The 23,870-nt window shown below is 70.1% G+C and carries 11 protein-coding genes; 3 read left to right on the top strand and 8 right to left on the bottom strand.

The annotated features are described in order from the left end of the window. Nucleotides 1-5: 5 nt before the first annotated feature. Nucleotides 6-1,229, bottom strand: a complete 1,224-nt coding sequence (locus tag ACLJOK_RS32990; protein WP_410822384.1) for a DUF4032 domain-containing protein — start codon at nucleotides 1,227-1,229, stop codon at nucleotides 6-8. A 119-nt stretch (nucleotides 1,230-1,348) separates the two neighbouring features. Here ACLJOK_RS32990 and ACLJOK_RS32985 point away from each other — a divergent pair, with 119 nt between their 5' ends. After that, nucleotides 1,349-2,086 carry a phosphatase PAP2 family protein gene (locus ACLJOK_RS32985; RefSeq protein WP_410822428.1) on the top strand — a complete coding sequence of 246 codons (738 nt, stop codon included), beginning with the start codon at nucleotides 1,349-1,351 and terminating at the stop codon, nucleotides 2,084-2,086. An 11-nt stretch (nucleotides 2,087-2,097) separates the two neighbouring features. Beyond that, the gene (locus ACLJOK_RS32980; protein WP_410822383.1) at nucleotides 2,098-3,333 is read left to right on the top strand and encodes an APC family permease; all 1,236 of its coding nucleotides are present in this window, start codon (nucleotides 2,098-2,100) and stop codon (nucleotides 3,331-3,333) included. 19 nt (nucleotides 3,334-3,352) lie between these two features. Here the strand turns inward: ACLJOK_RS32980 and ACLJOK_RS32975 are convergent, their stop codons facing one another. From ACLJOK_RS32975 to ACLJOK_RS32945, 7 genes are all read right to left on the bottom strand, one after another. Beyond that, nucleotides 3,353-4,138, bottom strand: coding sequence for an ABC transporter permease (locus tag ACLJOK_RS32975; RefSeq protein ID WP_410822382.1), 786 nt, complete (start codon nucleotides 4,136-4,138; stop codon nucleotides 3,353-3,355). Continuing rightward, nucleotides 4,135-5,124, bottom strand: a complete 990-nt coding sequence (locus ACLJOK_RS32970) for an ATP-binding cassette domain-containing protein (protein WP_410822381.1) — start codon at nucleotides 5,122-5,124, stop codon at nucleotides 4,135-4,137. Before ACLJOK_RS32970 ends, ACLJOK_RS32975 begins: the two co-directional genes overlap by 4 nt. Nucleotides 5,125-5,154: 30 nt before the next feature. After that, complete coding sequence (locus ACLJOK_RS32965) at nucleotides 5,155-8,007, bottom strand: BTAD domain-containing putative transcriptional regulator (protein ID WP_410822380.1); 2,853 nt, start codon at nucleotides 8,005-8,007, stop codon at nucleotides 5,155-5,157. A 234-nt stretch (nucleotides 8,008-8,241) separates the two neighbouring features. Next, entirely contained in the window at nucleotides 8,242-8,961 is a 720-nt protein-coding gene (locus ACLJOK_RS32960) for an SMI1/KNR4 family protein (protein WP_410822379.1), read from the bottom strand. Between the two features lies 1 nt (nucleotide 8,962). After that, nucleotides 8,963-20,560, bottom strand: a complete 11,598-nt coding sequence (locus tag ACLJOK_RS32955) for a LamG-like jellyroll fold domain-containing protein (protein ID WP_410822378.1) — start codon at nucleotides 20,558-20,560, stop codon at nucleotides 8,963-8,965. A 109-nt stretch (nucleotides 20,561-20,669) separates the two neighbouring features. Further along, nucleotides 20,670-21,116 carry a hypothetical protein gene (locus ACLJOK_RS32950; RefSeq protein WP_410822377.1) on the bottom strand — a complete coding sequence of 149 codons (447 nt, stop codon included), beginning with the start codon at nucleotides 21,114-21,116 and terminating at the stop codon, nucleotides 20,670-20,672. Between the two features lie 190 nt (nucleotides 21,117-21,306). Next, entirely contained in the window at nucleotides 21,307-23,277 is a 1,971-nt protein-coding gene (locus ACLJOK_RS32945) for a potassium channel family protein (protein WP_410822376.1), read from the bottom strand. Between the two features lie 95 nt (nucleotides 23,278-23,372). Between ACLJOK_RS32945 and ACLJOK_RS32940 the strand changes: the two genes are divergently transcribed. Then, the gene (locus ACLJOK_RS32940) at nucleotides 23,373-23,861 is read left to right on the top strand and encodes an MSMEG_6728 family protein (protein WP_410822375.1); all 489 of its coding nucleotides are present in this window, start codon (nucleotides 23,373-23,375) and stop codon (nucleotides 23,859-23,861) included. The last annotated feature ends 9 nt before the right edge of the window (nucleotides 23,862-23,870 follow it).

The raw sequence follows: 23,870 nt of genomic DNA, 5'->3' as shown, positions 1-23,870 counted from the left end.
CGGCCTCAGCTGAGGCTGGGGACCTCGACGCCGAGGACGGCCTGCTCGTCAGGGCGGTGCACCAGCACGTCGGACAGGTACGACTGGACCGCGTGGCGCATCCCGACGTCCCGGCCGGCCTGCTCGGAGAGCAGCCACTTGTGCTCGATGATCTGGGCGAACAGCTCCTGCGGCTCCAGCTTGCGGCGCAGGTGCGCGGGGACGGCCCGGACCACCGGCTCGAAGACCTCGGTGAGCCAGCGGTGCGCTGCCTGCTGCTCGTCGATCAGGTCGCTCTCCGCGCGGTAGGCGTCCAGGTCGTTGAGCAGCTTGCGGGCCTGGTTCTCCTCGGCGTCCAGCCCGGTCAGCCGCAGCAGCCGCCGGGTGTGGTAGCCGGCGTCGACGACCTTCGGCCGAACGAGGAACCGTCCGTCGTCGATGGACGACATGGCCACCTCGGCGACGTCGAAGCCCAGCTCGTTGAGGCGGCGGATCCGGCCCTCGATGTCGTGCCGGGCCTCCCGCTCGATCGCCTGCTCGTAGGTGATCTCGTGCCAGAGCCGCTCGTAGCGCTGCACGACCTCCTCGCAGACCACCTCCGGGTCGATGGACTCGTGCAGCAGGCCGGCGGCCTGCAGGTCCAGCGCCTCACCGAAAATGTTCACCCGGGCGATCTCCAGGTCCTCGCCACGCTGACCGTTGGAGAGCTTGTTGTGCAGGGCGCCCGTCTCCGCGTCCACCAGGTACGCGGCGAAGGCGCCCGCGTCCCGCCGGAACAGCGTGTTCGACAGCGAGCAGTCGCCCCAGAAAAAGCCGGTCAGGTGCATCCGCACGATCAGGGCGGCGAGCGCGTCGAGCAGCCGGCTCATCGTCTCCGGCCGGAGGGTGTGCGAGAAGAGTGCCCGGTACGGCAGCGAGAACTGCAGGTGCCGGGTGATCAGCACCGATTCGAGTGGCTCCCCGTCCTCGCTCTGCCGGTCGGCGACCACCGCCACCGCCTCGACCGAGGGAAAGTCGATCCGTTCCAGGGCCCGGAGCAGGTCGTACTCCCGTTCGGCGATCCGCTCGCGGGTCTCCTTAAAGGCGTACACGTAGTCGCCCAACCGGACGAACCGGACGATGTGCCGGGAGATGCCCTGCGGCAGCGCCACCAGGTGTTGGGCAGGCCACTCCTCCAGCGGTGTCGACCAGGGTAGGTCGAGCAGCGCCGGGTCCACGAGGGCAGACGTGATCCGCACGGGCACAAGCATGACGCCTCGCCCCCCGCATCGCCTCACATCGTGGTTGGGCCCACAGCGCCGCACACCCCGGCCTCGCGCCGGGCCGGTAGCGTGGTCGCGTGCTCAAACCCACAGCGGTACGACGTGACCTGCGGCTACGGCCCGTCCGCCCGGCCGGCTGGTGGTTCGACGCGCTCCTCCTGGTCGGTCTGGTCGGGTTGACTGCGGCGCTCGCCGCCGACCAGCTCTTCGGGTTGGACCGGGCGGTCGCCGACGGGGCCGACGGGCACCGGCCGGCCGCCGCGTACTGGATCGCCCGGGTGCTGAACTTCCTCGGCCAGGGCACCCCGCTCACGTTGATCGCCGCCGGGCTGGGCGTGCTGCTGGCCGTCCGGCTGCGGTCGGTGCGGCCGATCCTGCCTCCGGTGGTCGCGTTCGTGCTGACCAACCTGACGATCGGCCCGCTCAAGATCTGGACGGCGCGGGCGGCACCGAGCGCCAGTGTCAAGGAGCCGTTCCTGACCCCCGAGCAGACCCTGCCGTTGTTCCACGACGACCTGCCGGTCCGGTTCGCCCAGTCCTACCCGTCGGGGCACGTCGCCAACGCCATCGTCTGGTACGGCGTCATCGCGCTGCTGCTCGCCCCGCTGGCCCGCAGCTTCGGCCGCCAACTACCGGCCCGGCTCGTCACAGTGATCCGCGTCGTGCCGCCGCTGGTAGTCCTCACCACCACCACCTACCTCGGCTGGCACTGGCTGACCGACTCGGTGGCCGGGCTGCTGCTGGGCCTGCTCCTCGACCGGCTGCTGCACCGCGCGCCCTGGGACGGCGTGCCGCTCCCCGGCCGGCTCCGCGGATGGGATCAGCCGTTCACCTCGTACCCCTAGGGTTTCGGGCCGTGGATCAACTGGCGCGGCGGCTGGGCGTACGCGATGCGGTCGTCATCGGGTTGGGCTCGATGCTCGGCGCGGGCGTCTTCGTGGTCTTCGGCCCGGCCGCGGCGGCGGCCGGCGGCGCCGGCCTGCTGCCCGCGCTGGCGCTGGCCGGCTTCGTCGCCTTCTGCAACGCGACCAGCTCGGCGCGGCTCGCGGCCCGTTACCCGGAGTCCGGCGGCACCTACGTCTACGGCCGGGAGCGCCTCGGGCCGTTCGCCGGGTTCCTGGCCGGTTGGGGCTTCGTGGTCGGCAAGACGGCGAGCTGCGCGGCGATGGCATTGACCGTCGGGGCGTACCTCTGGCCTGGTCAGGCCCGGCTGGTCGCCGTCGGCGCGGTGCTCGCGGTGACCGCCGTGAACCTGCGCGGTATCGGCAAGACCGCCACCGTGACCAGGGCGTTGGTCGCGCTGGTGCTCGCGGTGCTGACCCTCGTCACTGTCGTCAGCCTGGTCGGTGGGCCGGTGCACCTGGACCGGCTCGGCGAGCCCGGCGGTTCCGCGCGGGGCGTGCTCACCGCCGCCGGGTTGCTGTTCTTCGCCTTCGCCGGGTACGCCCGGATCGCCACACTCGGCGAGGAGGTCCGCGACCCTCGGCGGACCATCCCACTAGCGGTGCCGCTGACGCTCGGGGTGGTGCTCGTGATCTACCTGGTGCTGGCCGTGGTCGCCCTCGGCGTGCTCGGCGCCGACGGTCTGGCCGATTCCGCCGCGCCCCTGGTCGACGTGGTGACCGCCGCCGGGCTGCCCGGCCTGGCGTGGGTGGTCCGCGCCGGTGCCACCATCGCGGTCGTCGGGGTGCTGCTGTCCCTGGTCGCCGGGGTCGGTCGGACCACCCTCGCCATGGCCCGCCGCCGTGACCTGCCCGGCGCGCTGGCCGCCGTACACCAGGTGCACCAGGTGCCCCACCGCGCCGAACTGGCGGTCGCCGCCGTGGTGATCGTGGTGGTGCTGCTCGGCGACGTACGCGACGCGATCGGCTTCTCCAGCTGCACGGTGCTCGTCTACTACGCGATCACCAACGCGGCGGCGCTCACAGTGGGCCGGGACCCGGACCGGCAGTTGCCGGTCCGGGTGCTCGCCGGTCTGGGGCTCTTCGGTTGTCTGCTGCTGGCGGTCAACCTGCCGCTGGGCAGCGTCCTCGCCGGCTTCGGTGTGCTCGCCGTCGGCGCCGCCTTCTACGCCCTGAGGGCTCGCCGCTGACAGTGGCAGGCGGCCGGAGTCAGCGGCTCAACCGCTGGTAGCGGCGCACGGCAAGCGGGGCGAACGTCGCGATCAGCAGCACCGGCCACAGCACCGCCAACAGCATCGCGTGCTCCGCCGGCCAGGAGTCACCACCCAGGCCCGGGTTGCCGAACAGTTCGCGGATCGCCGCGACGGTGGCCGACAACGGGTTCCACTCCGAGATCGTCCCGATGACCGACGGCATCAGCTCGGGCGACACGAAGACGTTGGAGATCGCGGTGAACGGAAACGCCGCCGGAAAGACGATCACGCCGACCGTCTCCGGGTTGCGGACCAGCAACGCCAGGTAGATCCCGACCCAGGTGATCGCGATTCGCAGCAGCAGGAGGAGGCCGACGGCGAGCAACGCCTTGCCGACACCCTGACGCCACTGCCACCCGACGAGCAGGCCACACACCAGGAGGGTGGACATCTCCAGCAGGGCGCGCAGCAGGTCGGCGGCGCTGCGACCGGTCATCAGGGCGGACCGTGCCATCGGCATCGACCGGAACCGGTCGACCACGCCCCGGCTGAGGTCCAGCGCCACGCCGGTCGCGGTGGCCCCCAGCCCGTACAGCATCGTCATCACGAAGACCCCCGGCAGCAGGAACTCGCGGTAGTCGCCACCGCCCGCCACCTGCATGCCGCTGCCGAACACGTACCCGAAGACCAGCACGAACATGATCGGCAGCGAGAAGTAGAGGATCAGCTCCTCCGGCGCGCGAACCACATGGATCATGTTCCGCCTGGTCATCGTCCAGCCGTCAGCGATTGCCGTGGTCATGCCACCTCCGCCTTTCGTCCCGCGGCGACGGGCTCACGGGCCTCGTCCGGCCGGTGCCCGGTCAGGTGCAGGAACGCCTCGTCCAACGTCGCGCGCCGCAGGCCGATGTCCTCGACCGCTATCCCGGCGTCGTCCAGCGCGCGCACCACGTCGACCAGGCCGGCGACGCGATCGACCACCGGCACGCTGAGCCGTCGAACCTCAGGGTCGAGCTCGGGCTCCGCGCCGCAGATCGGCGCGACGAGGCGGGCCGCGTGGCTCAGCTCGGCCGCGTCGCGGACCACCACCTCGATCCGGTCGCCGCCGGTCATCGCCTTCAGCTGGTCCGGTGAGCCCTCGGCCACCACCCGACCGGCGTCAATCACCGAGATCCGGTCGGCGAGCTGATCGGCCTCCTCCAGGTACTGCGTGGTGAGCAGCACCGTCGTCCCGTCCGCCACGAGACCGCGGACCAGGTCCCACACCTGGTTGCGGCTGCGCGGGTCCAGGCCGGTCGTCGGCTCGTCCAAGAAGAGCACGCGCGGTGTACGGATCAGGCTGGCGGCGAGGTCCAGTCGGCGACGCATCCCACCCGAGTACTCACCGGCGGATCGCCCCGCCGCCTCGTCGAGCCCGAACCGTTCCAGCAGTTCGTCAGCGCGTCGACGGGCCTCCCGTCGGCCGAGCCGGAACAGCCGGCCGAACAGCTCCAGGTTCTGCCGGCCGCTGAGGATCTCGTCGACAGCGGCGTACTGCCCGGTCAGCCCGATCCGGGCGCGCACCTCGTCCGGCTGGCGCAGCACGTCGCACCCGGCCACCGTGGCCCTTCCCGTGTCGAAGCGCAGCAGCGTGGTGAGGATCCGTACGGCCGTCGTCTTGCCCGCGCCGTTCGGTCCCAGCAGTCCGTGGACCGTGCCGGGCGGCACGGTCAGGTCGAACGTGTCGAGCGCGCGGGTCGGGCCGTACCGCTTGCCCAGCCCCTCGGCGACCACCTCGAATGTCGTCATGCCCCCACGGTGCGGCAGGGCGCTGACCGGTCACGCACCGTCCGCTGACGGCGGCGCACCGACCTTCTCCGCCTCGGCGATCTCCTTCAGAACGACAATGATCTCCGCACGGGCGGCCTCGCCGACGTACCAGCCGGTGAGCCCACCGGCCAATGCCTCCTCGCAGAATCGCCTCGCGGCGGCCAGGTCCCCGCGCACTCGGGCCACCTGGGCGAGGCCGAGCCGGGCGCTGGCCACGAACTCGGGCGCGCCGCTGCGCTGCGCGAGGAGCAGCGCACCGGCGAAGTCGTCGTGCGCAGCCGCGAGGTCACCGGCGCGCAGCCTTATCTCGCCCCGGGTACGCAGCATGTCGGCCTGGTCGACGGCCGACCCGAGCGCCTCGACCAGTCCCATGGCCTCGTCCATGTGCGCGCCCGCCGTCTCCGGATCGCCCTGCCAGGCGGCCAGTTCGCCGAGCGCACCGAGCGTGATCATGGTGCCCCACCGGTCCCCGGTGCCGCGGAAGCCATCGAGCGCGGTGGCCAGCGCGGCCCTGGCCCGGTCCCTTTGGTCGCTCCACATCAGCGCCGAGCCGCTGCCCATCGCGCCGAGCGCGTTGATCCACGGGTCCGGGCCGACCAGCCGTCGCAGCTCCCCCATCAGCTCGTCGACATCCTCGGCGCCTCCGGGCGGCGGCCCGGTCGAGATCCCCGACAGGTACAGCAGGAACGGCTGTCGGGGCGCCCGGCCGAGGCTGCGGATCACGGCCCGCTGCGTCCCGAGGGACGGCAAAGGGCCGGAGCCGGCGAGCGAGGCGTTGTAGACGCAGAGGACGAACTCCTCGCTCAGCCCCGGTGGTGCTTCGGCGCCGAGCAGTTCGAGGACGTCGGTGGCGAGCCGCGCCCCTTCCCCGCGCATGCCGCGCAGCCACCAGTAGAACGACAGGGCCGCGACCATCCCGGCCGCGTCGGACGTGTCACCGGCGGCGGTGGCCCGCCGCAACGCCGCGTGCAGGTTGTCCCGCTCCGCGTCGAGCCGTCGCAGCCAGTGCAGCTGCTCCGCGCAGCGGAGGTGGTCGCTGGCGGTCCAGGCGAATTGCAGAAAGTACGCGGTGTGCGCGCGACGGAGCTGGTCGGCCTCACCGGCCTCGGCGAGACGCTCGGCGCAAAAGGCCCGGACCGTTTCGAGCATCCGGTACCGGCCGCCGGTCATCTCCACGAAGGACTTGTCGACCAGACCGGTCAGCGCGTCGACGAACTCGAAGGTGGGTAGGCCGCAGACCCGCCCGGCCGCCTCCAGCGTCGCCCCACCGGCGAAGACGGTCAGCCGTCGGGCCACTTTCCGTTCGGCGTCGTCGAGCAGATCCCAACTCCACTCGACCACGGCCCGCAGCGTGCGGTGTCGCGGCGACGCGGCCCGGTTGCCAGTCGACAGCAGGCGGAACCGGTCGTCGAGGCGGGCGGCCACCTCGGCGACGGACAGCGCCCGCAGCCGCGCGGCGGCCAACTCGATCGCCAGCGGCAGGCCGTCCAGGCTGCGGCAGATCCGCAACACCATCTCGACGTTGGCCGGCGTCACGGTGAAGTCGGGCGCGACGTCGGCGGCCCGCTGGGCGAAGAGGCCGACCGCCGCGTAGTCGTCGGCGTCCAGCGCGGACGCGCCGAGCGGTGGCAGGGTGAGCCCAGACAGCGGGCACAGCGCCTCACCGGCCAGCCCCAGCGGCTCCCGACTCGTTGCCAAGACGCGCAACGCCGGGCACGCGCCCAGCAACCGGGCCGCCAGCCGGGCCGCGTCGACGAGAACGTGCTCGCAGTTGTCGAGCACCAGCAGCAGTCGCCGCTCGGCGAGCGCCTCGACCAGCCGATCGGTGGTCTGCCAGCCCGGCTCGGCCGGGGCGCGCAGGCCCGCGTCGCGCAGGCCGAGCGCGCTTAACACCGCCTGCGGTACGTCCGAACCGTCGGCCAGCCCGGCCAGCTCGACGAAACGGACCTCCCCGTCGACCCGGCCCGCGGCCTCGATCGACAAGCGCGTCTTGCCCGCGCCCCCGGGGCCGGTGAGGGTGACGAGCCGACGGTCGCCGAGCAGGTCCCCGACGCGCTTGAGCTCCTCCTCCCGCCCGACGAACGTGGTGAGTTGACTCGGCAGCACCGGTTCGACCGACGCGCGTTCCTCACCGCGCAGCACCGCCAGGTGGACTGCGGCCAGCTCCGCCGACGGGTCGACGCCGAGTTGCTCGGCCAGCGTGTGCCGGGCGTCCTCGAACTCGGCCAGCGCCTCCGCCGGCCGACCCAGTGCCGCCAGCGCACGCATGAGCTGGCCCCGCGAGCGCTCCCGGAGGGGATGCGCGACGACCAACTCCCGCAACTCCGCGATCAGCGCGCTCTGTGCTCCCAACGCCAGGTCCGCCTCGACCCGATCCTCGATGGCGGCCAACCGCAGCTCGTCCAGCCGGGCCGCCTGCGCGGGCGCGCCGGCCGCGCCGATGGCATCGGCCAGGGCGGGACCCCGCCACAACTCCAGCGCCTCGCGCAACACCGCCGCCGCCCGGGGCCAGTCACCGTCGACGAGCGCGCGTCGCCCCGCCTCAGCAAGGCGCTCGAACCGGTACGCGTCGACCTCGTCGGGATCCACTGCCAGGCGATAACCGGCCGGGTGAAACTCGACCGGGTCGTGCTCGGCGGGCAGGGCCTGGCGCAGCCGCGACACCTGGGACTGGAGCGCGTTGGCCGCTCCCCGGGGCGGATGCTCCCCGTAGAGGCCGTCGATCAGCCGCTCGGCAGAGACCACCCTCCCGGCGTCGAGCAGAAGGAGCGCCAGCAGGGCGCGCAGCCGCGGACCGCCCACGGGGACCTCTCGCCCGTCGGCCAGCACGACCTGGGTCGGACCCAGGATGCGGAAACGCATGCCATGGATTGTCGCCCACTGCCGGCCGGTTCCTGCTGACCGATCCGCCGACCTTGCTGATCTGGAGGGTCAGCCGCTGAGCGCCCGGCGAAGATCCTTCATCAGCAGCAACAGGTGCATGGGGTCGGTCGGGCTGGCCTCGAACTTGGCCAGCCGCTGGTAGAAGTCGCGGGCGGCTGCCGACGAACCCGATCACTGTTAGCCATCATGTCAACTCTGGCAGGGGAGTCGACCTCACTCCGCGAACACGACGCGCAGTCTTCGCCGGCCGATGTCATCAACCCAGGGCTCCACTCCCACGACAGCTGCCTCGTCAGGCGCCGACACCACCGCGGTGTAGATGTCGCCTCCATAAATCATCGCAGTGTAGCTGTCGATCTTCACCATATTCGAAACGTCCTCGTACCCACCCAACAAAAGGGAAGGCGTAAGGACAACGTTCTCCTTAGAAGGAACGCGGCCGAATTTTTCAACACAAGCCAGTGCCGTCGGATGAGAAGGGCTTATTGCATTCTGCACGATCTCCTGATCCAAGAAGTGCGCAAACGAATTGAAGATGGGACGGACGCTCAGAAGATTCACGTCGAGGAGGTAGACGACGTCCTCGTAGGAACTGCCGGTCCAACGCAGCGCGTACTGATCTCCGAACGCAGTCTCGCCAAACATGAGGAAGGAGGGATCCGCCTTTTCACCCCAGGCGAATCGCCATCCCTCCGCCTCGTTCCAGGACCGGAGATCCATATGCCGGTCCTCACGAACCCCGAAGACCCGGTTCATGCCGCTGTGAACTGTGAAGCCGTTCGCGATACGAAGAGCTGCTGCATAGACGCTCGGCAACTCTGCCAGGAGCGTCTCCGTTCGGTCAGAATCGTCTAGAGCATCTCCCACGTCTGCAAGCTCCACCTCGTGCAGACGCCGGAGAACGTCATCTTCGCTCATTACACCCCTGACCACGTCACGTAATGTACACACCGTCAACGAGGAAGCCTCGCAAGGTCTTGCCGATCCGCGAACTGAGCCCGCCGCCAGCGATGCTATTTGCCCTCGACGGGGAGGGCAACCACGATGGCGGACTCGCCATACCAGTCACTCCCGTGTCCGGCATGTGACCTGGCACCCATCCCGGCGGGTACTTGCCGGGATTGGTCCTCCGCTCCGCTTCAATGGCAGCCCGCATATCTGCTTGCAGCAACCTGGTCGACTGCACGACCTGCGGGCCATTCGCCTCCAACCATGCGTTCGAACCGCGTGCGTAGTCGTGCAGATTCTGCACTTCATCCGATGTCAACGCGGGCTTCCCCTTTTTGGGGGCCGTGCTCATGTTGTAGTACTCCGAGCGAGTGGACACCGGGCAGGAGGCGCCGCTAACCCCGAGATTGATAAAACCGGGGTCATTGTTGTGGACCAGGACAGGCGTCTTGCCGGCTACCACATAGTACGTGTGGATGTCGGCGACGGTGAGGTCGCGCATCTCCTCGGCGCCGAGTTTGTTGAGCACCGCGACGACGGTGACCGCACCCTTGCCCTTGACCAGCAACTTCGTGCCCGGCTTCAGGTCCTTGGCGTCGTCCCACTTGCGCTCTGAGTTGTTCCAGAACGGGTGGTGCCAGGTCGTCTCAACCTTCGTCACCTTGCCGTCCTGGTCGCGGACGGTCAGGTCGGTCAGGTCCTTGTCGGTGTTCCGGTGCAGTTGGGTGACCTGCTTCGGCTCCGACTTACCCGCCACAGGGTCGGTCGCCATGACCTTGTCGCCGACGTTGACGTCCTCGATCGGACGCCTCGTGCCGTCCGCCATGAGAACCCTAGTTTTCGGATCGAAGCTGTGCCGACTGCCCTTACAGCCGCCACCACCCGAGCCACTCGAAGAACCCCCACCGGAGCGCGCGCCCCCACCGCCCTTGCGGCTCAATCCACCGAGGCCCGGCACCATGTTCTCCGCGGCAGCCCGCGGGTTGTAGGTGCCTGACGTGGCCAGCTGCCCGACCGCGTCCTCGATGCCGTTCTCGGCGGCCTCGGTCGCCAACCGGCCCACCAGGCCGGTGCCGACCTTCTTCGCCACCGCCGCACCGACCCGCGCCGCGATGGCACCGCCCGCACCGCCGATCAGTCCGGTGACCGCACCGGTGCCCAGGGAGCCCAGCGCGTCGCCGATGCTGTGGATGTCGCCCTGCGCGGCGTCCTTGGCCAGGCTGATCAGCGCCCCGGCACCTGCCATGCAGGCGATCGCACCGACACCGGCGGTCACCGCCGTGCAGGCGATACCCGCCAGGATCGCGCCGCCGATCGCGGCGACCTCCAACAGGACGTCCTTGTGTTCCTTGACCCACTTGGTCGTCGCGTTCGCGGCGTCGCGTACTGCGGTGGTGGCCTTCTTAACCACCCGATGTGCCTTGGCCGCGATCTTCTTACCGGCCTGCTTCAGTTTCGCCGCGGCCTGTTTGGCGCGTTTCTTGACCGCCGCCACCTTCTTGGCGACGTATTTCTTTGCCTGGTTGTACTTCTTCTTGACCGCCCGTTTGGCCTGGTTGTACTTCTTCTTGACCTGCTTCTTGACCTGGTTGTACTTCTTCTTGGCCTGGTGATACTTCTTCTTCACCGCCGCCTTCGCCCGCGAGGCGGTCTTCTTCACAGTCGACTTCGCGGCGCTGTAGGCCGACGACGCGTACGAGTAGGCCGACGACGCGTACGACGAGGCGTACGAGTAGGCCGACGACGCGTACGAGCGGACGCTTGAGGTGACCGCGCTGACCGTGCGGGAGAAGGTCTTTTTCAGGCTGCCCAGACCCCAGTGCCCGGTCGGGTCGGTGACGGTCAGCGGGTTCGCGTCGCCGTACTGGTAGCGGTTGGCGTTGATCGAGTCCGGCAGCGGGCTGTTGCTCGCCGTGTCCCGGGTGTCGAACTGGCCGGTGTCCGTGTTGTACCAGCGGGCGTGCATGTTCACCCGGTTGGTCAGCGCGTCGGTCCACTCCGACTGGTATCCGAGCTGGCCGAGCAGCCCGCTGGTGTTGAGCGCCTTGCCCAGCGGGTCGTAGGTCACCGAGCCGGCCAGCGCCGTCCCGGTCGGGGTGAACTGCCCGACCACGTCGGAGTGCAGGTCCGTCCAGACCATCCGCTGGTTGCCGCCACCGGTGGTCCCGACCACCTCGCCGGACGGCCCCCGCACGTAGCTTGCGCTGGAGTCGGCCGCCAGGTCGTTACCCAGACCGGTGTACGAGTGACCGGGGCGAATCGCCCGACCCAGGCCGTCGTACGTGTAGGTCTGCGTGCCGGCGGCCGACTGCTGCGACACCACCTGCCCGAAGGCGTCGGTGCGGGTGATGTTGCCGCCGGCGTTGGCCAGGGTGCCCCGGGCCGTGTAGGTGTAGCTCGCGCCGTCGGCGGTGAGCAGCCGGCTCCGCTGGTCGTAGGTGAACAGCTTGGAGCCGTTCTGCACCCGGTTGCCGGACTTGTCGTAGGCGTACGCCGTGGTGCTGGCGCCGTTGTTCCAGGACGTCAGCCGGTCCGCCAGGTCGTAGGTGTAGGTGTTTGCAGCCGAACCGGCGAAGCCCGTCGTCGACTTCGAGGTGATGTTGCTGTTCTCGTCCCAGCCGTACGTGATCTTCGCGAGCGACGCTCCCGCGGACGACTTCAACTCGTCGCCGGTGAGCCTCCGCAGCGGGTCGAAGGTGAAGTCGCGGGTGTTGCCGTTCGACCCGTACGTGATCTTCTTGACCTGGGAGAGCGTGTTGTAGGTGTAGGCCATCTGCACACCGGCCGACGAGTTGGCCAGCGTCGAGAGCCGACCCGCGCCGTCGTAGGTGTAGGAGGTCGTGCCGGCCGCGTCCTGCCGGGAGGCCAGCCGGCCGTCCGGGTCGTAGCCGAACGTCGAGTTCCCCGACGGGCCGGTCACCGACCTCGGCAGGCCCCGGTCGTCGTACGCGATGGTGTTCGTGCCGCCCGAGCCGGACAGTGAGGTCATCCGGCCGGCGACGTCGTAGCCGAAGCTCCGGTCCTCCGTGGGGACCTCGGCCCCCACGCCCGACTGCCGGACCAGTTGACCCAGATCGTCGTACTCGTTGGTGACCGCGACCCCGCCCGGCATGGTCTGTTTCGCGGGGCGACCGGACTTGTCGTACGACACGGTGAAGGTCCGGTCCGCCGGGTCCGGGTGCGCGGCGGTTGCCGGTTCGATCATCGCCTCCGGCAGCCCCCACGAGTTGTACCTGGTGTGGAAGGCGTTGCCCCGACCGTCGGTGAACCGCGTGCGGTTGCCCTCCAGGTCGTAGCCGAACGTGGTGACGATGGAGTCCGACGCGGAGATCGGCTGCGTCTCCTTGGTGACCACACCTGTCGCGTCGTACTCGTAGGTCACAGTGGTGCGGCGGGCGTCGGTGCTGGCCACCATGTTGCCGGCCCGGTCGTAGCGGACCGACTGCTCGGACAGCAACGTCCCGGTCGGGCTGTACTCGGCGGTGCGGGTGGCCCGATCCGCCATGTCGTAGGTGACCGAGGCGTACGAGCCGTCCGGGCGGATCGTCTTCGTGGTCCGACCCTCGGAGTCGTACTCGTAGCGGCTCACGTTGTTGGCGCCGTCGGTGACCGTCAGCGGATCACCGAGCACGTTGTACGTCGTCGAGCTGTTCACGCCGGCGGCCGTGGTGACCTGCGACGGCCAGCCCTGAGCGTTGTACGTGTAGTTGGTGGTGTGGCTCTTGCCCTCCTGCCGCACCACCTCCGTCGAGGTGAGCGTGCGACCCAGGTAGTCGTAGGTCGTGGCGCTCACCGCACCGGTCGGGTCGGTCGACGACAACACGTTGCCCGCGTCGTCATAGGTGTAGGTGGAGGCGCCGTCGTTCGGCGCGATCTCCTTCGACACCCGGCCGAGCTGGTCGTACTCGTAGCGGGTCACCTTGCCCAGCGGGTCGGTGACCGCCTCCAGTTGACCGCTCTCGTCGTAGCTCTGCCGGGTCTCCGGCACTATCGGCGTCGCCGTTCCGGGCGGGGTGTACGCGGGTGCCTTCTCCGACACCGTCCGACCGACCGCGTCGTACTCCACCACCGACCAGTTGCCGTTCGCGTCCCGGGTGTCGGTCGGCTCGTCGAAGGTGTTGAACCCGACCAGGCTCACCGCGTTGGCCAGGGCCGGAACCTGACCGGGCTGTTCGGTCATCGCCGCGGGGGCGGTGGTCTTCACCGCCCGGCCCTCCTCGTCGTATCCGTAGTGGGTGGTGTTGCCGTTCGGGTCGGTGATCGAGGTGGGCAGATCGTCGGAGTCCAGCACCTGCGAGGTACGGATGACGTGCGCGTCCGCCGCCGGGGCGGTTCCCGCCTTGACCTGCGAGACCTCCGCGTCGGTCAGGGCCTTCTGGTAGATCTGCACATCGCTCACCGAGCCGGGGAACCCGCCCCACACGCCCGCGCCACCGATGGTGAGCCCCGTCGACGTGTTGTTGAAGGCCTCCGTCGTGGTCGCCGTGGCCTGCAACGCGCCGTCGGCATAGAACTTCATCGTCTTGTTGGCCGGATCCGCCGTCAGTGCCAGGTGCGTCCAGACACCCGCCACTGCCGAACCACCCGGTCCGCCACCCTGGAGGAACGTGTTGCCCCCGTTCGCCTTCCGGACCGCGACGCCGGCGTACCACCGATCGTCGCCGGGCGCGTAGAAGACCTTTGCCGCAGAGTCGCCGATCGCTCCCGCGGCCTCGAAGACGAGCTGCTCACCTCCGAAGGCGGGATTCTCCGTGGCGAGCTTCGCCCAGGCCGAGATCGTGAACGCCCGCTTGGTGTCCAAGATCTGGCCGGTCTTCACGTGCGCGCTGGTGCCGTCGAAGACGGCCGAGCCGCCCCGGTCGGTGGACCAGGTGACGTTGCCGACCGCGGTGCCCGGGCTGTTGCCGGTGGCGTCGGCGGCCTTCGTGCCGCTGGTCTCGTCGAGCTTCCAGCGTGCGACCGGGGTCAGTGCCGCCGACGGGTACTCCGTCTCGGCGATGGCACGGCCGGCGCCATCGTAGAGAGCGTCGGAGACGCTGGTGACAGTGCCGTCCGGCCCGGAGGACACTGTGGAGATGACATTGTCGTCGGCGTCGTAGGTCAACGCGGTGCGGCGCTTCAGGCCGTTGGGGTCGACGACCGAGGCCGTCGTCCGGCCCGCAGCGTCGTACTCCGTGGCAGTGACGGTGTGACCGTTGTTGGTGATCTCGCTGACCGCGTTGCCGGCGGCGTCGTAGAGGTTCTCCTCCACCACGAACGTCCGGGTGCCGTCGGTCCGGCTGACCTTCGCCTCCAGGCCGTTGTCGGTGTACGTGTAACTGGTGGTCCAGCCCATCGCGTCGGTCTCGCTGGCCAGCCGGCCCGCCGGGTCGTACGCCCGGTTGGTGGTCACCAGGTCGCGAGGGGCCGACGGGTTGTTCGGGTCACCCGTGTAGCCCTTGACCGTCGAGGTGAGCAGGTTGCCCTCGACGTCGTAGGTGCTGGTGGTCACCCCTCCGTCCGGGCCGGTCTCCTTCACCACCCGGCCGTACCTGTCGTACTCGAAGGCGGTGGTCTGGTTGACGCCGTTGGTGGTCGTCGACTCCTGCCCGTACGAGTTGTAGGTGTGCCGTTCGGTCCGGGACGCGTCGCCGCCGGTCAGGTCGCTGACAGTGACCTCGGTGATGTTGCCGTCGTCGTCGTGGACTGTGGTGGTGCGGGCGGTGTGGATCGCGCCGGTGACCCGGTTGGTGACTCCCGGCTCGGTTTCGGCGATCTCGCGGCCCAGCCGGTCGTACTGGTGGCTGGTGGTGAGCCCCGCGGGGTAGCTGGTGGTCAGCTCGGTCTCGGTGAGCAGGCGACCCAGCCCGTCGTACGTGTAGCGGGTGACAGTGCCGCCCGGCTCGATCATCTCGGCGACGTCGCCGCTGGCGTAGTAGGTGATGGTCTGCGTCTGCCCACCGGGGGTGGTCACCGCCGCGGGCAGGCCGGCCGGGGCGAACCCGCCGTCCTTCGCCGCGACGGTGGTGCCGTCGGTGAAGGTGGTACGGGTGATCCGGCCCAGCGGGTCCGTGATGCTGGTCTGGTTGCCCTTGCCGTCGTAGCCGTAGCTGGTCAGGTACCGGTTGTCAGTCGCCGACGACGATCGGCCGTCCCGCATGGTCAGGATGACGTCGTTGCGCGGGTCGGGCGTACCGCCGATCTTGATGGAGCTGCCGGTCGCCCAACCACCGGTGCCGTTGCCCGACACCAGGTACATGTCGTTGTCGGTGCTCTTGAGGTAGAGGAGGTCGGCCAACTTGTCGCCGTCGAAGTCCCCCGCGCTGAGCAGGGCCTTGGCGCTGCTCCACCCGGTGACGATCCGGGTGGCGGTGGTGCTCAACCAGCCGCCGGAGCCGTTGCCCCGCAGCATGTAGAGGTTGTTGTCCGCGCTGCTGCGGTAGATCACGTCGGCCTTGCCGTCGCCGTCGAAGTCGCCCGGCGAGACGAGCAGGTTCGCGGCGCTGACGTTCGGGCCGATGAGGGTCGGGGTGGCGCTCAACCAGCCACCCGAGCCGTTGCCCTTCAGCAGGTACAGGTTCTTGTCGGTGGAGTTGCGGTAGATGATGTCGGGCTTTCCGTCACCGCTGAAGTCCTTGGAGTAGACCATCAGGTCCGCGGCGCTGACAACCGGGCCGATCTTGACCGGGGTGCTCGACACCCAGCCGCCCGCTCCGTTGCCGTTGAGCATGTAGAGGTTGCCGTCGGAGGCGTTGCGCCACAGGAGGTCGGGCTTGCCGTCGCCGGAGAAGTCCTTTGCCGCCACTGCCATGTTCGCCGCGGCCAGGCTGGCACCGGTCGGGGTCGGCAGGCTGGTCAGCCAACCGCCGGCACCGTTGCCCTGCACCATCTGGATGGTGTTGTCGGCGGCCCGATAGACCACGTCCGGGGCACCGTCACCGCTGAAATCCTCGAACACGGTCGGCAGCGCGGCGGCCGCCCAGTTCAGGGGCTCGGCCGAGTTGGCGTAGTAGGTGTAGTAGACCGACGAGCACTTGCTGGCCGACTGGTCCTGACAGGTGATGACCTGCTTCGTGTTGCCCCGGGCGTCCTGGAGTTCCTGGGACCAGACCCCGCGCGGGTCGTACGTCAGGTTGCCGTAGCCGCCCACGTCGTACCCGAACTTGGTGGTGTTGCCCAGCCCGTCGGTCTGGGCGACCATCCGGTTACCGTTGACCAGGTCGTAGCTGTAGGACACCTTCTCGCCCGTCGGCCCGGTGACCGAGACGGTGGAGACGGGCATCGGGATCGCGCTCGCGACACCGTTGACCATTGTTACCGCGACCGGTGCGGTCTGCTTCGACGCCTGGAAGTGCGCGCCCACCTGGTCGGCGGAGAGCTGTGAGCGGTAGAAGGCGACCTCGGCGATCGAGCCGGTGAAGTACCCGACATCGCGGGCGCCACGCCCCGGCCACTCGCCGGCCCACTTGCCCGCGCCGACGTACACGTTCTGCCTGTCGGCGGCGGCCAGCGCGTTGTCGAGCTTGCCGACCGCGACACCGTCCAGGTAGAGCGACTGGGTGGCGCTGGCCGCGGAAAGCACCACGTGGTGCCACTTGTCGTCGTTGACCACGCCGCCGCTGGTGATGACCCGGGTGGCATTACCGGTCCAGAACCCGCCCCGCAGCTTGCCGTCCGTACCGACGTAGAGCGCTGGAGTCCACATACCGGCCACGGCCGGGTCCGCCACCGGGCTGGCCTGGTATCCGTAGAGAACCCCACCGGCGGTGTTGCCGGCCGGCATCTTGAACCACATCTCCACCGAGTTGGGTCCGGTGGTCGGCGCGTCTTCGGGCGGGAGCTGCAGGTACGAGCTGGTGCCGTTGAAGGATGCCGCCCGACTGTCGCTGAACGGACCGGCGACCCCCAGGGTGGCGGAACTGTAGGTGGCGACGCCGCCCTGCACCTCGTTGGCGGCGTCCGTCGCCTCGACGTCGCCGAGCCGCCAGTAGTCGGCCGGCTTGCCACCGAGCACCGAGGCCGCGTAGACGTCACTGCTGCCCGAGACGCTGGGCGTGCCCATCGTCCAGACGCCGCCGTTCTCGTCGGTGACCGTGGACACCCGTCCGGAGCCCTTGTCGTAGCCGACCTGGGCGGTGACCCCGCCGGAGGGGCGGATCACCTTGGTGAGCACCGGGTGAGCGGTTCGGCCGGAGTCGTGCAGCGCGGTGACAGTGGTGCCGGTGAGCGCCTGGTTGAAGAACGACACCTCGGTGATCGAGCCGGTGAAGTAGGTGGCCCTCGGAGGCGAGATGCCAGTGTTGACGTGGTTCGGCCAGAGGCCACCAACGAACCCGGCGCCGACCAGCACGTTCGCCGACCCGCCGGGGATCTGGGCGATCGTGCCGTCGAGGGTGCCCCTCTCGACGCCGTCGAGGTAGAGCTTCTGCGTGTCACCGGCACCGGCCAACACCACGTGGTGCCAGGCCCCGTCGGTGACCGTCACGTTCGAGTTGATCGGGGACGGGGATCCGCTCCAGAACTGCCCGCGCAGCTTGCCGTCGCTGCCGACGTAGAGCGAAGGGGTGTAACTGCCCGCTGGGGTGCCGGTGGTGATCGCGTCGGCCTGATAGCTGAACAGCACGCCGTTCGGGGTGGTGGTCTTGAACCACATGCTGACCGACTGGTACTGGCCGTCACTGACCAGGTTGCCCGGCAGCTGCACATGCGAACTGGTGCCGTTGAAGCCGGCGGTGGTCGCTGTGGAGCCGGGCAGCGCCGCCGCCTGGCCCAGCGCGACGTTGTTGTAACGGGCGTTGTCCACGCCCGCGTTGCCCAGCACCGAGCTCGCCGCCGTGGTGGCGCCGGCAGCCTCGGTCAGCCGCCAGTACGAGTACGGCCCGGCGTTCAGCGTCGCGTTGGCGTACTGCGAGGTGGTGTCGTGCTGGTAGGAGGTGCAGGCCGTGGCGCTCGTCGGAGGGCACACCTTCGCCAGTTGGTCGTTCGTGCCGTAGGTGTACTGCCAGGTCGTCGAGGTGCTCGCGTCGCCCGGGACGGCCGGGTCGGTCGACACCGTCGCCGGGTGGACGTACGTCGAGCCGGCCGGGGTCGACCACGTGACGTACAGGGACCGGCCGGAGGCGGAGGTCACCTTCGTCACGTTCGAGCTGGGGTCGTACGTGAACGTCATCGTCCGACCGTTGGCGTCGGTGACACTGGTGATCTTGAAGACTCCGCTACCGGCGGACTGGGCGAAGACGTAGAGGGACGCGTCCTTGTCGGTCAGTGTGTAACCGGTGACGGCACCGTTGACGTCCTTGTTCTCCTTCAGGATGGAGAATCGGCCGGAGGCCGGGGTGAACGTTCCGTCGGCGTTGCGGCCGAGTGCCACGTCCTGGCCGGTCGGGTACGTGATGAGGACCGACTGCACCTGACCCGCCACGTCGCGCACCTGGGTGGCCCGGGTGTCGAGCATGCTGGACCAGCCGGCGCCGAAGGCGTTGTTACGCCGGGCATCCAGGCTGTTGTAGCTACGGGTGATCGCCAGCGACGGGCCGACAGTGGCGACGCTGGCGTCGGTGGCCGAGGTGGTGTAGTTGCCGATGCCGGGGTCGTAGCCCTTGCCGGAGTTCTGCGTCAGGCTCCCGGTGAGCAGCGGCTGCGGCACCGACGTGGTGAACGCGTACGCCGGGTAGACCGCGCTGGAGCCGGCCTTGTCGTTGACCTGGACGGTGTAGAGGTAGCTCTTGTTCCAGGTCAGCTTGCCGGCCGGGACGGTCCAGCTCGCCGTCGCGACCCAGCCCGAGTTGGCCACCACCGCGCCGGTTCCGGCGTCCGTGACCACGTAGTTGTAGGTGAATCCCTTGTTCGGCCATTTGTCCGGGTCGACCGCCCGGGAGTGCAGCTCCGGGGTGAGGGTCTGCACGACCGCGTTGTTCGTCGGGTAGCGGACGTTGACCTGCGGCGCGACGTTGTTGGTGTACGTCAGCTCCAGGTACGGCTTGTAGCTGCCGTCCGAGTAGTTGGCGGCGGTGAACCGCTTCCAGGCCGTCGAGTCCGTCTCCGAGGCCGTCAGCGCGAGACCCTCGTTCAGGCCACCTGTCGACCAGTCGTTGAACGTGTCGACGGCGAGGGGCACTGTGACCCATTTGCCGGTGCTCCGGTTGGGTGGGTCGTTGGTGCAGGCCGGGTAGTTGTCGGTGATGGTCAGCGAGCCGATCGAGGGGGAGATGGTCGGCCCGGGGTGCGCGCCGGCCGTCAGGCCGGCGACCGTCCACGCCTGCGTCACCCGGTGCACGTCGAACGCCTTGTGCGAGGTGCAGTTGAACGACCAGGTGTGGTACAGGCGCAACTTGGCGGCGCTGAACCGCTTGCCGGCGAGGCCGTCGCTGGTGAACTCGTCGAAGTGGATGAACGAGCGCGCCTTCACCCCACCGCCGTCGTACGTGCCGACAGGCAGGTTGTCGCCGTTGTGGTTGGTGGTCTGACTGTCACTGTCGACGTAGACGTCGCCGGTGGTGCCGGTGGTCGCCGTGGGGTCCACCCGCACCGGGTACTGGCGGGCCGGGTCGCGTAGCCAGGTCGGATCGGCCACGACCTTCAGCGCGGGCACGCCGTCGACCGCGACGATCTCGAACGTGACGGCGTCGGACTCGGCCGGGGCGCCGGAGCGGGGGTCGACCTTCGAGTCCTGCATCGAGCCGTGCGGGAACCAGGCCACGGCCTTGCCGTCGGCGTTGAGCAGTTCCACCGAGCCTGCGGTGGTGAGTCGTGGGGTCAGGCCGGTAAGCCGCAGCGGGAACACCCAGGTCGACGCCGCCTCCGGCGAGCGCAACACAAGAGTTTCCTTGATGCCGGCGTCGAAGGTGGTCAGCTCCAGGTCGGTGTGCGGGAGAACGTCCCGGTAGCGAGCGGTCGGCCCGGTCACCTCGGGCGCGTTGACGGTGCCACCCTCGAGCCGGTAGCCGACGCTCTCGCCGCCGGGCAGGGTGAGCTGGGCGAGGTCACCGTCGGCGGCCGAGGTGGCGGCGCGCCCGGTCGCACTCGGGGTGCCGTCGGTCACCGACACGCCGAGCCGGTTCGCCGTGACGTGCAGACGGCCGTCGGAGCGGCGGGTGAGGTTTGAGTTGATCTTCTGCCAGCTGCCGTCCGCCGCGCGGTAGTTGACCGGACGGTTGTAGGTGCGCTTGGTGAGGGAGCCGTCGGCGTTCGCGAAGATGTCCGAGCGCGCACTCGACTTGCGGGCGTCCCGGGTGCTGGTCCGGGCGTCGAAGCCCGGCTCGGCCACATCCGTGACCTCGGGGGTGGTGGCCAACTGGTGCGGCTGGTACGCCTCCAGGGTGCCGGGCGCGGGCTGGGGTGCGCGGCCCGCACCCGTGCCGGCATCGGTCGCCGAAGCCGGGACGTGCGGGTCGACAGTGACCGGCTTCCCCCTCTGCTGCACGGGGAGGCCCACGAACGCCGCGGTCGCCGACCAGGCGGGACGCTGCGCGAACCAGGTCAGCCACGTCAGTGGAAACTCGCCGCCCGGCCGCACCACGTCGGCCGGTATGGCGACCGTCAGCCCGAAGACAACGGCGACCACAAGTGCCGCGCGGCGCGCGCCAGTGGTAACGGATCGGCGCATGGCCGGTCCCCTCCCCCGTGAAGTGAAATTACCAACGCGGAGTGTGAGGGCTCGTCGATCTTCGGCACAAGCTGTCCGAACGGCCAATCCTGAGAGAAACCTTGGAGCGTCAGTCCTCCGAGGAGGCGAGCGCGGAAACCAGGTCGCGCGCCTTACGCTGCACCGTTTCCGGGTCGCTGGCGTCCTCGACGACCACATTGGGCCCCGGCGTCGCGGCACCGAAGGCGACGAATTTCGCAGCGGGGAACCGCGCGGCGGTGGGGCCCACTCCCCGCACCGGCGCCTCGCCGACGGCGAGGATCACCCCGCAGCGGCTCTGCACCAGGCTGGCGAGGAAGGTTTCGGCGTTCTCGCCGGTCTGGGGGCCGTCCACCTCAAGGAACTGCACCTTGACCTGCGTCGCGAGTGAGGCTTCCTGCATCCCTGTCCACACCGGACGGGCTTCCGGAGCCGCCACGCCCGCCGTGCCGGTGAGCAGGCACGCCGTCTCGGCCCGGTACTCACGCTGGCGCGGCTCGGGCTCGGCCGTGGGCCACAGCGCCCAGCCGACGACCACCACAACGATCAGACCGGCCGCCGCGAGCGGCCACCACCTGGGCCGAGCCAGCAGCCACCGTACGACCGCCGTGTCGCGTCGCGGTCGTTGCGCGTCGCGGGCTCGTCGACCCACCCCACCACCAAGCACGGGCGCACCATACTCGGCCGTCTCCACCGGTGGGTGCCGCACCGGCCGCCCTCGGGTGGCGTCAGCTCACCTCGCCGGGCCCGTCATGCCGGCGGGTCAGCTCGAGTTCGTCGGGTTCGCCGCCGTTGGTCGTGGACGGCGCCTCACCGGCGGGCGGATCAGGATGTGCCGCGCCAACTCCCGAACCCGCCTGGCCCGGCACCGACGGGGGTGCCGCCGCTGGGGCGTGGACTCCGCCGTGGACCGACCCGGCCGGCCGGAGGACCGGGCCCGGGTGGGCCGGCGGGGCACACTGCCGCGTCAGCCAGTCCAACCCGCGGCGCCGGGCGACCACTGTCAGCCGGTCACCGGCGAAGATCACCTGCCGGGGGTCGAGGTCCTTCCACCAGATCGTCCTGGCGCCGCCCGCCGGGGTGCGGGCGATCAGCCGGACCTGCCCGTCCCGGTTGACCACGTCCAGGGGTCGGCCGTCCAGCTCGGAGCCGGCGGCGACCGGCACCTCGGCGACCGGCAACGCGTGCCGGTCGACAGGGATGGTGGTGATGACGGCACGTTCGGTGAGCGCCCCGATGAAGGCCGGGGCAGCCAGGTAGGACACCGAGCGGGACACCCCGAGCGCGAAGGTCTCCTCCACCCGTTCGGCGAAGTCACCGTCGAAGAGCCGAAGCACGACGCGCAGGTCGGCGCGGAGATCGCGGGCGGCGAGCGCCGCCTCCAGGTTGGCCACGTCGTCGGTGGACGCCACCACCAGCGCCAGGCAGTCGGCCACCGAGGCGGCGACCAGCGTCTCCGGCAACGCGGCGTCGCCGACGATCAGCGGCACCTCCAGTTGGCGGGCCAGGGCGGCGCCGCGCGGCTCCGGATCCTTGTCGATCGCCACCACCTCGACGTCGTACTCGCGCAGCTGCGCCACCACGCGGGTGCCGACGTTGCCCAGGCCGATCACCACCACGTGCCCGACCCGCGGGGGTTGCAGACGGCCGGTGTGCAGGGCCAGCCGGGCGTTGACGATGCCGTCCACCACGACGGCGGTGATCAGCGGAATCAGCGCCAACCCGGCCAGGTTGAGCACCACCTGCATGATCTGGGCGTCCGCCGCCTTGGTGGTGTCCGGGTCGGCGCCGCTGAGCGTGGTGACCAGCGTCAGGTACAGCGCCTCCAGCGGAGAGACGTCCTCGGCCCGGGAGATCAGCGCCCCCAGCACCGCGATCAGCGCGAGCACCGCCATCACCGCAATGCCGATCTTGCGGGTGGCGAAGCCGCGGACCGCCCCCATCACGACCGCGACGGGACGACGCCGTCGACGCGCCCGAACCAGCCGGCGGGCGGCGACCTCGGTGCCCGGTGGCTGACCGGTCGCCTCGGCGAGCACCAGGTCGGCTCCGGCCTGATCGGCCGGCAGCAGCTCCACCCCCTGCGCCTCGCTGAGGTGCGCCAACGCGCAGACCACGTCCTGCGGTCGGACGTCGGCCCGCCGCGCCACCCGCAGCGTCTTGTCCCGATGTTGGAAGGAACTCGGGTCGACCTCGTTGAGCGCGGCGGCCACGAAGGCCGGCGCTGCCATCTCGGCGTCGGAGAGCACCTCGACCGGTGCCTTGAGCAGTTTGCGTACGCCGTCGGCGAGGGTGCCGTTGAACATCCGCAGCACCTGACGGACCCGCTGGTCGACGGCCTGGGCGCAGAGCGCGGCGTGCAGGTTGCCCACGTCGTCCTGGTGCAGCAGGGCCAGCCCGGTCGCGCCGGCCAGACCGGCGGCCTCGAAGGTGGCCACGTCCAGCCGGTCCGAGCGGACCACCCGGACCCCGCGCAGCCCGGCCACGTCCGGCCCGTTGCTGCGGTAACGCTCCGGCACCACGACTGTCACCCGGGCCCCACCCGCCGGCAGCTCGGATTCGAGCATCGCCCGGGCCACGTAGTAGGCGAGCGCGTCCTTCCCGCAGATCACGTAGAGCGGGCGCGGATCACCCACGGACCGCAGCCGCCAGTTCCACTCGACCGCCCGTCGCGCCCGGTCCCGCCACGGCTCCGCCATGCCCGGATCGTAATCAGCACGGCCACGGTGGGCGACCCCGTCCGGATCATCCCGTGACCAGGTATGTCCGCCCCGACGACGGGTAGAGCAGCGACATGCAGACGTTCCTCCCGTACCCGGGCTTCCTGGCCAGCGCCCGCACGCTGGATCAGAAGCGGCTGGGCAAGCAGCGGGTGGAGGCCATTCAGGTGCTGCGCGGGCTCACCCGACCCGGGTACGGCTGGCGCAACCACCCGGCCGTGAAGATGTGGGCCGGGTACGAGGAGGCGCTCGTCCGCTACGGGTTGGACATGTGCGCGGTCTGGACCGAACCGGGGCGGGCCGACACCTGCGCCACGACGATGACAGTGGACCTCGCCGACGCCTGCGGGGCCGGCGTCGTACGGACCCAGGACGAGCTGGCCCGAGCCGGTGAGCTGCCACCGTGGCTGGGCCGCGACGACCTGCACCTGAGTCACCGCTCGTCGCTGCTGCGCAAGGACCCGGCGCACTACCGCCCGCTGTTCGGCGACGACGTGCCGGAGGATCTGGAGTACGTCTGGCCGGCCTCCGACCGTGCCCGCCGCTGCCTACCGGCCGACTGAGCCGAGGTG

This window comes from Micromonospora sp. 050-3, from assembly GCF_046549335.1.
In the GTDB taxonomy this organism is placed as follows: Bacteria; Actinomycetota; Actinomycetes; order Mycobacteriales; family Micromonosporaceae; genus Micromonospora; species Micromonospora trifolii.
The sequence above is the reverse complement of the archived record's forward strand: the minus strand, read 5'-3'. Positions and strand labels throughout refer to the sequence as shown.

Coding starts and splice junctions, on each gene's coding strand:
- ACLJOK_RS32955 (WP_410822378.1), bottom strand. CDS start 20,560: ATGCGCCGATCCGTTACCACTGGCGCGCGCCGCGCGGCACTTGTGGTC.
- ACLJOK_RS32990 (WP_410822384.1), bottom strand. CDS start 1,229: ATGCTTGTGCCCGTGCGGATCACGTCTGCCCTCGTGGACCCGGCGCTG.
- ACLJOK_RS32970 (WP_410822381.1), bottom strand. CDS start 5,124: ATGACGACATTCGAGGTGGTCGCCGAGGGGCTGGGCAAGCGGTACGGC.
- ACLJOK_RS32965 (WP_410822380.1), bottom strand. CDS start 8,007: ATGCGTTTCCGCATCCTGGGTCCGACCCAGGTCGTGCTGGCCGACGGG.
- ACLJOK_RS32940 (WP_410822375.1), top strand. CDS start 23,373: ATGCAGACGTTCCTCCCGTACCCGGGCTTCCTGGCCAGCGCCCGCACG.
- ACLJOK_RS32975 (WP_410822382.1), bottom strand. CDS start 4,138: ATGACCACGGCAATCGCTGACGGCTGGACGATGACCAGGCGGAACATG.
- ACLJOK_RS32945 (WP_410822376.1), bottom strand. CDS start 23,277: ATGGCGGAGCCGTGGCGGGACCGGGCGCGACGGGCGGTCGAGTGGAAC.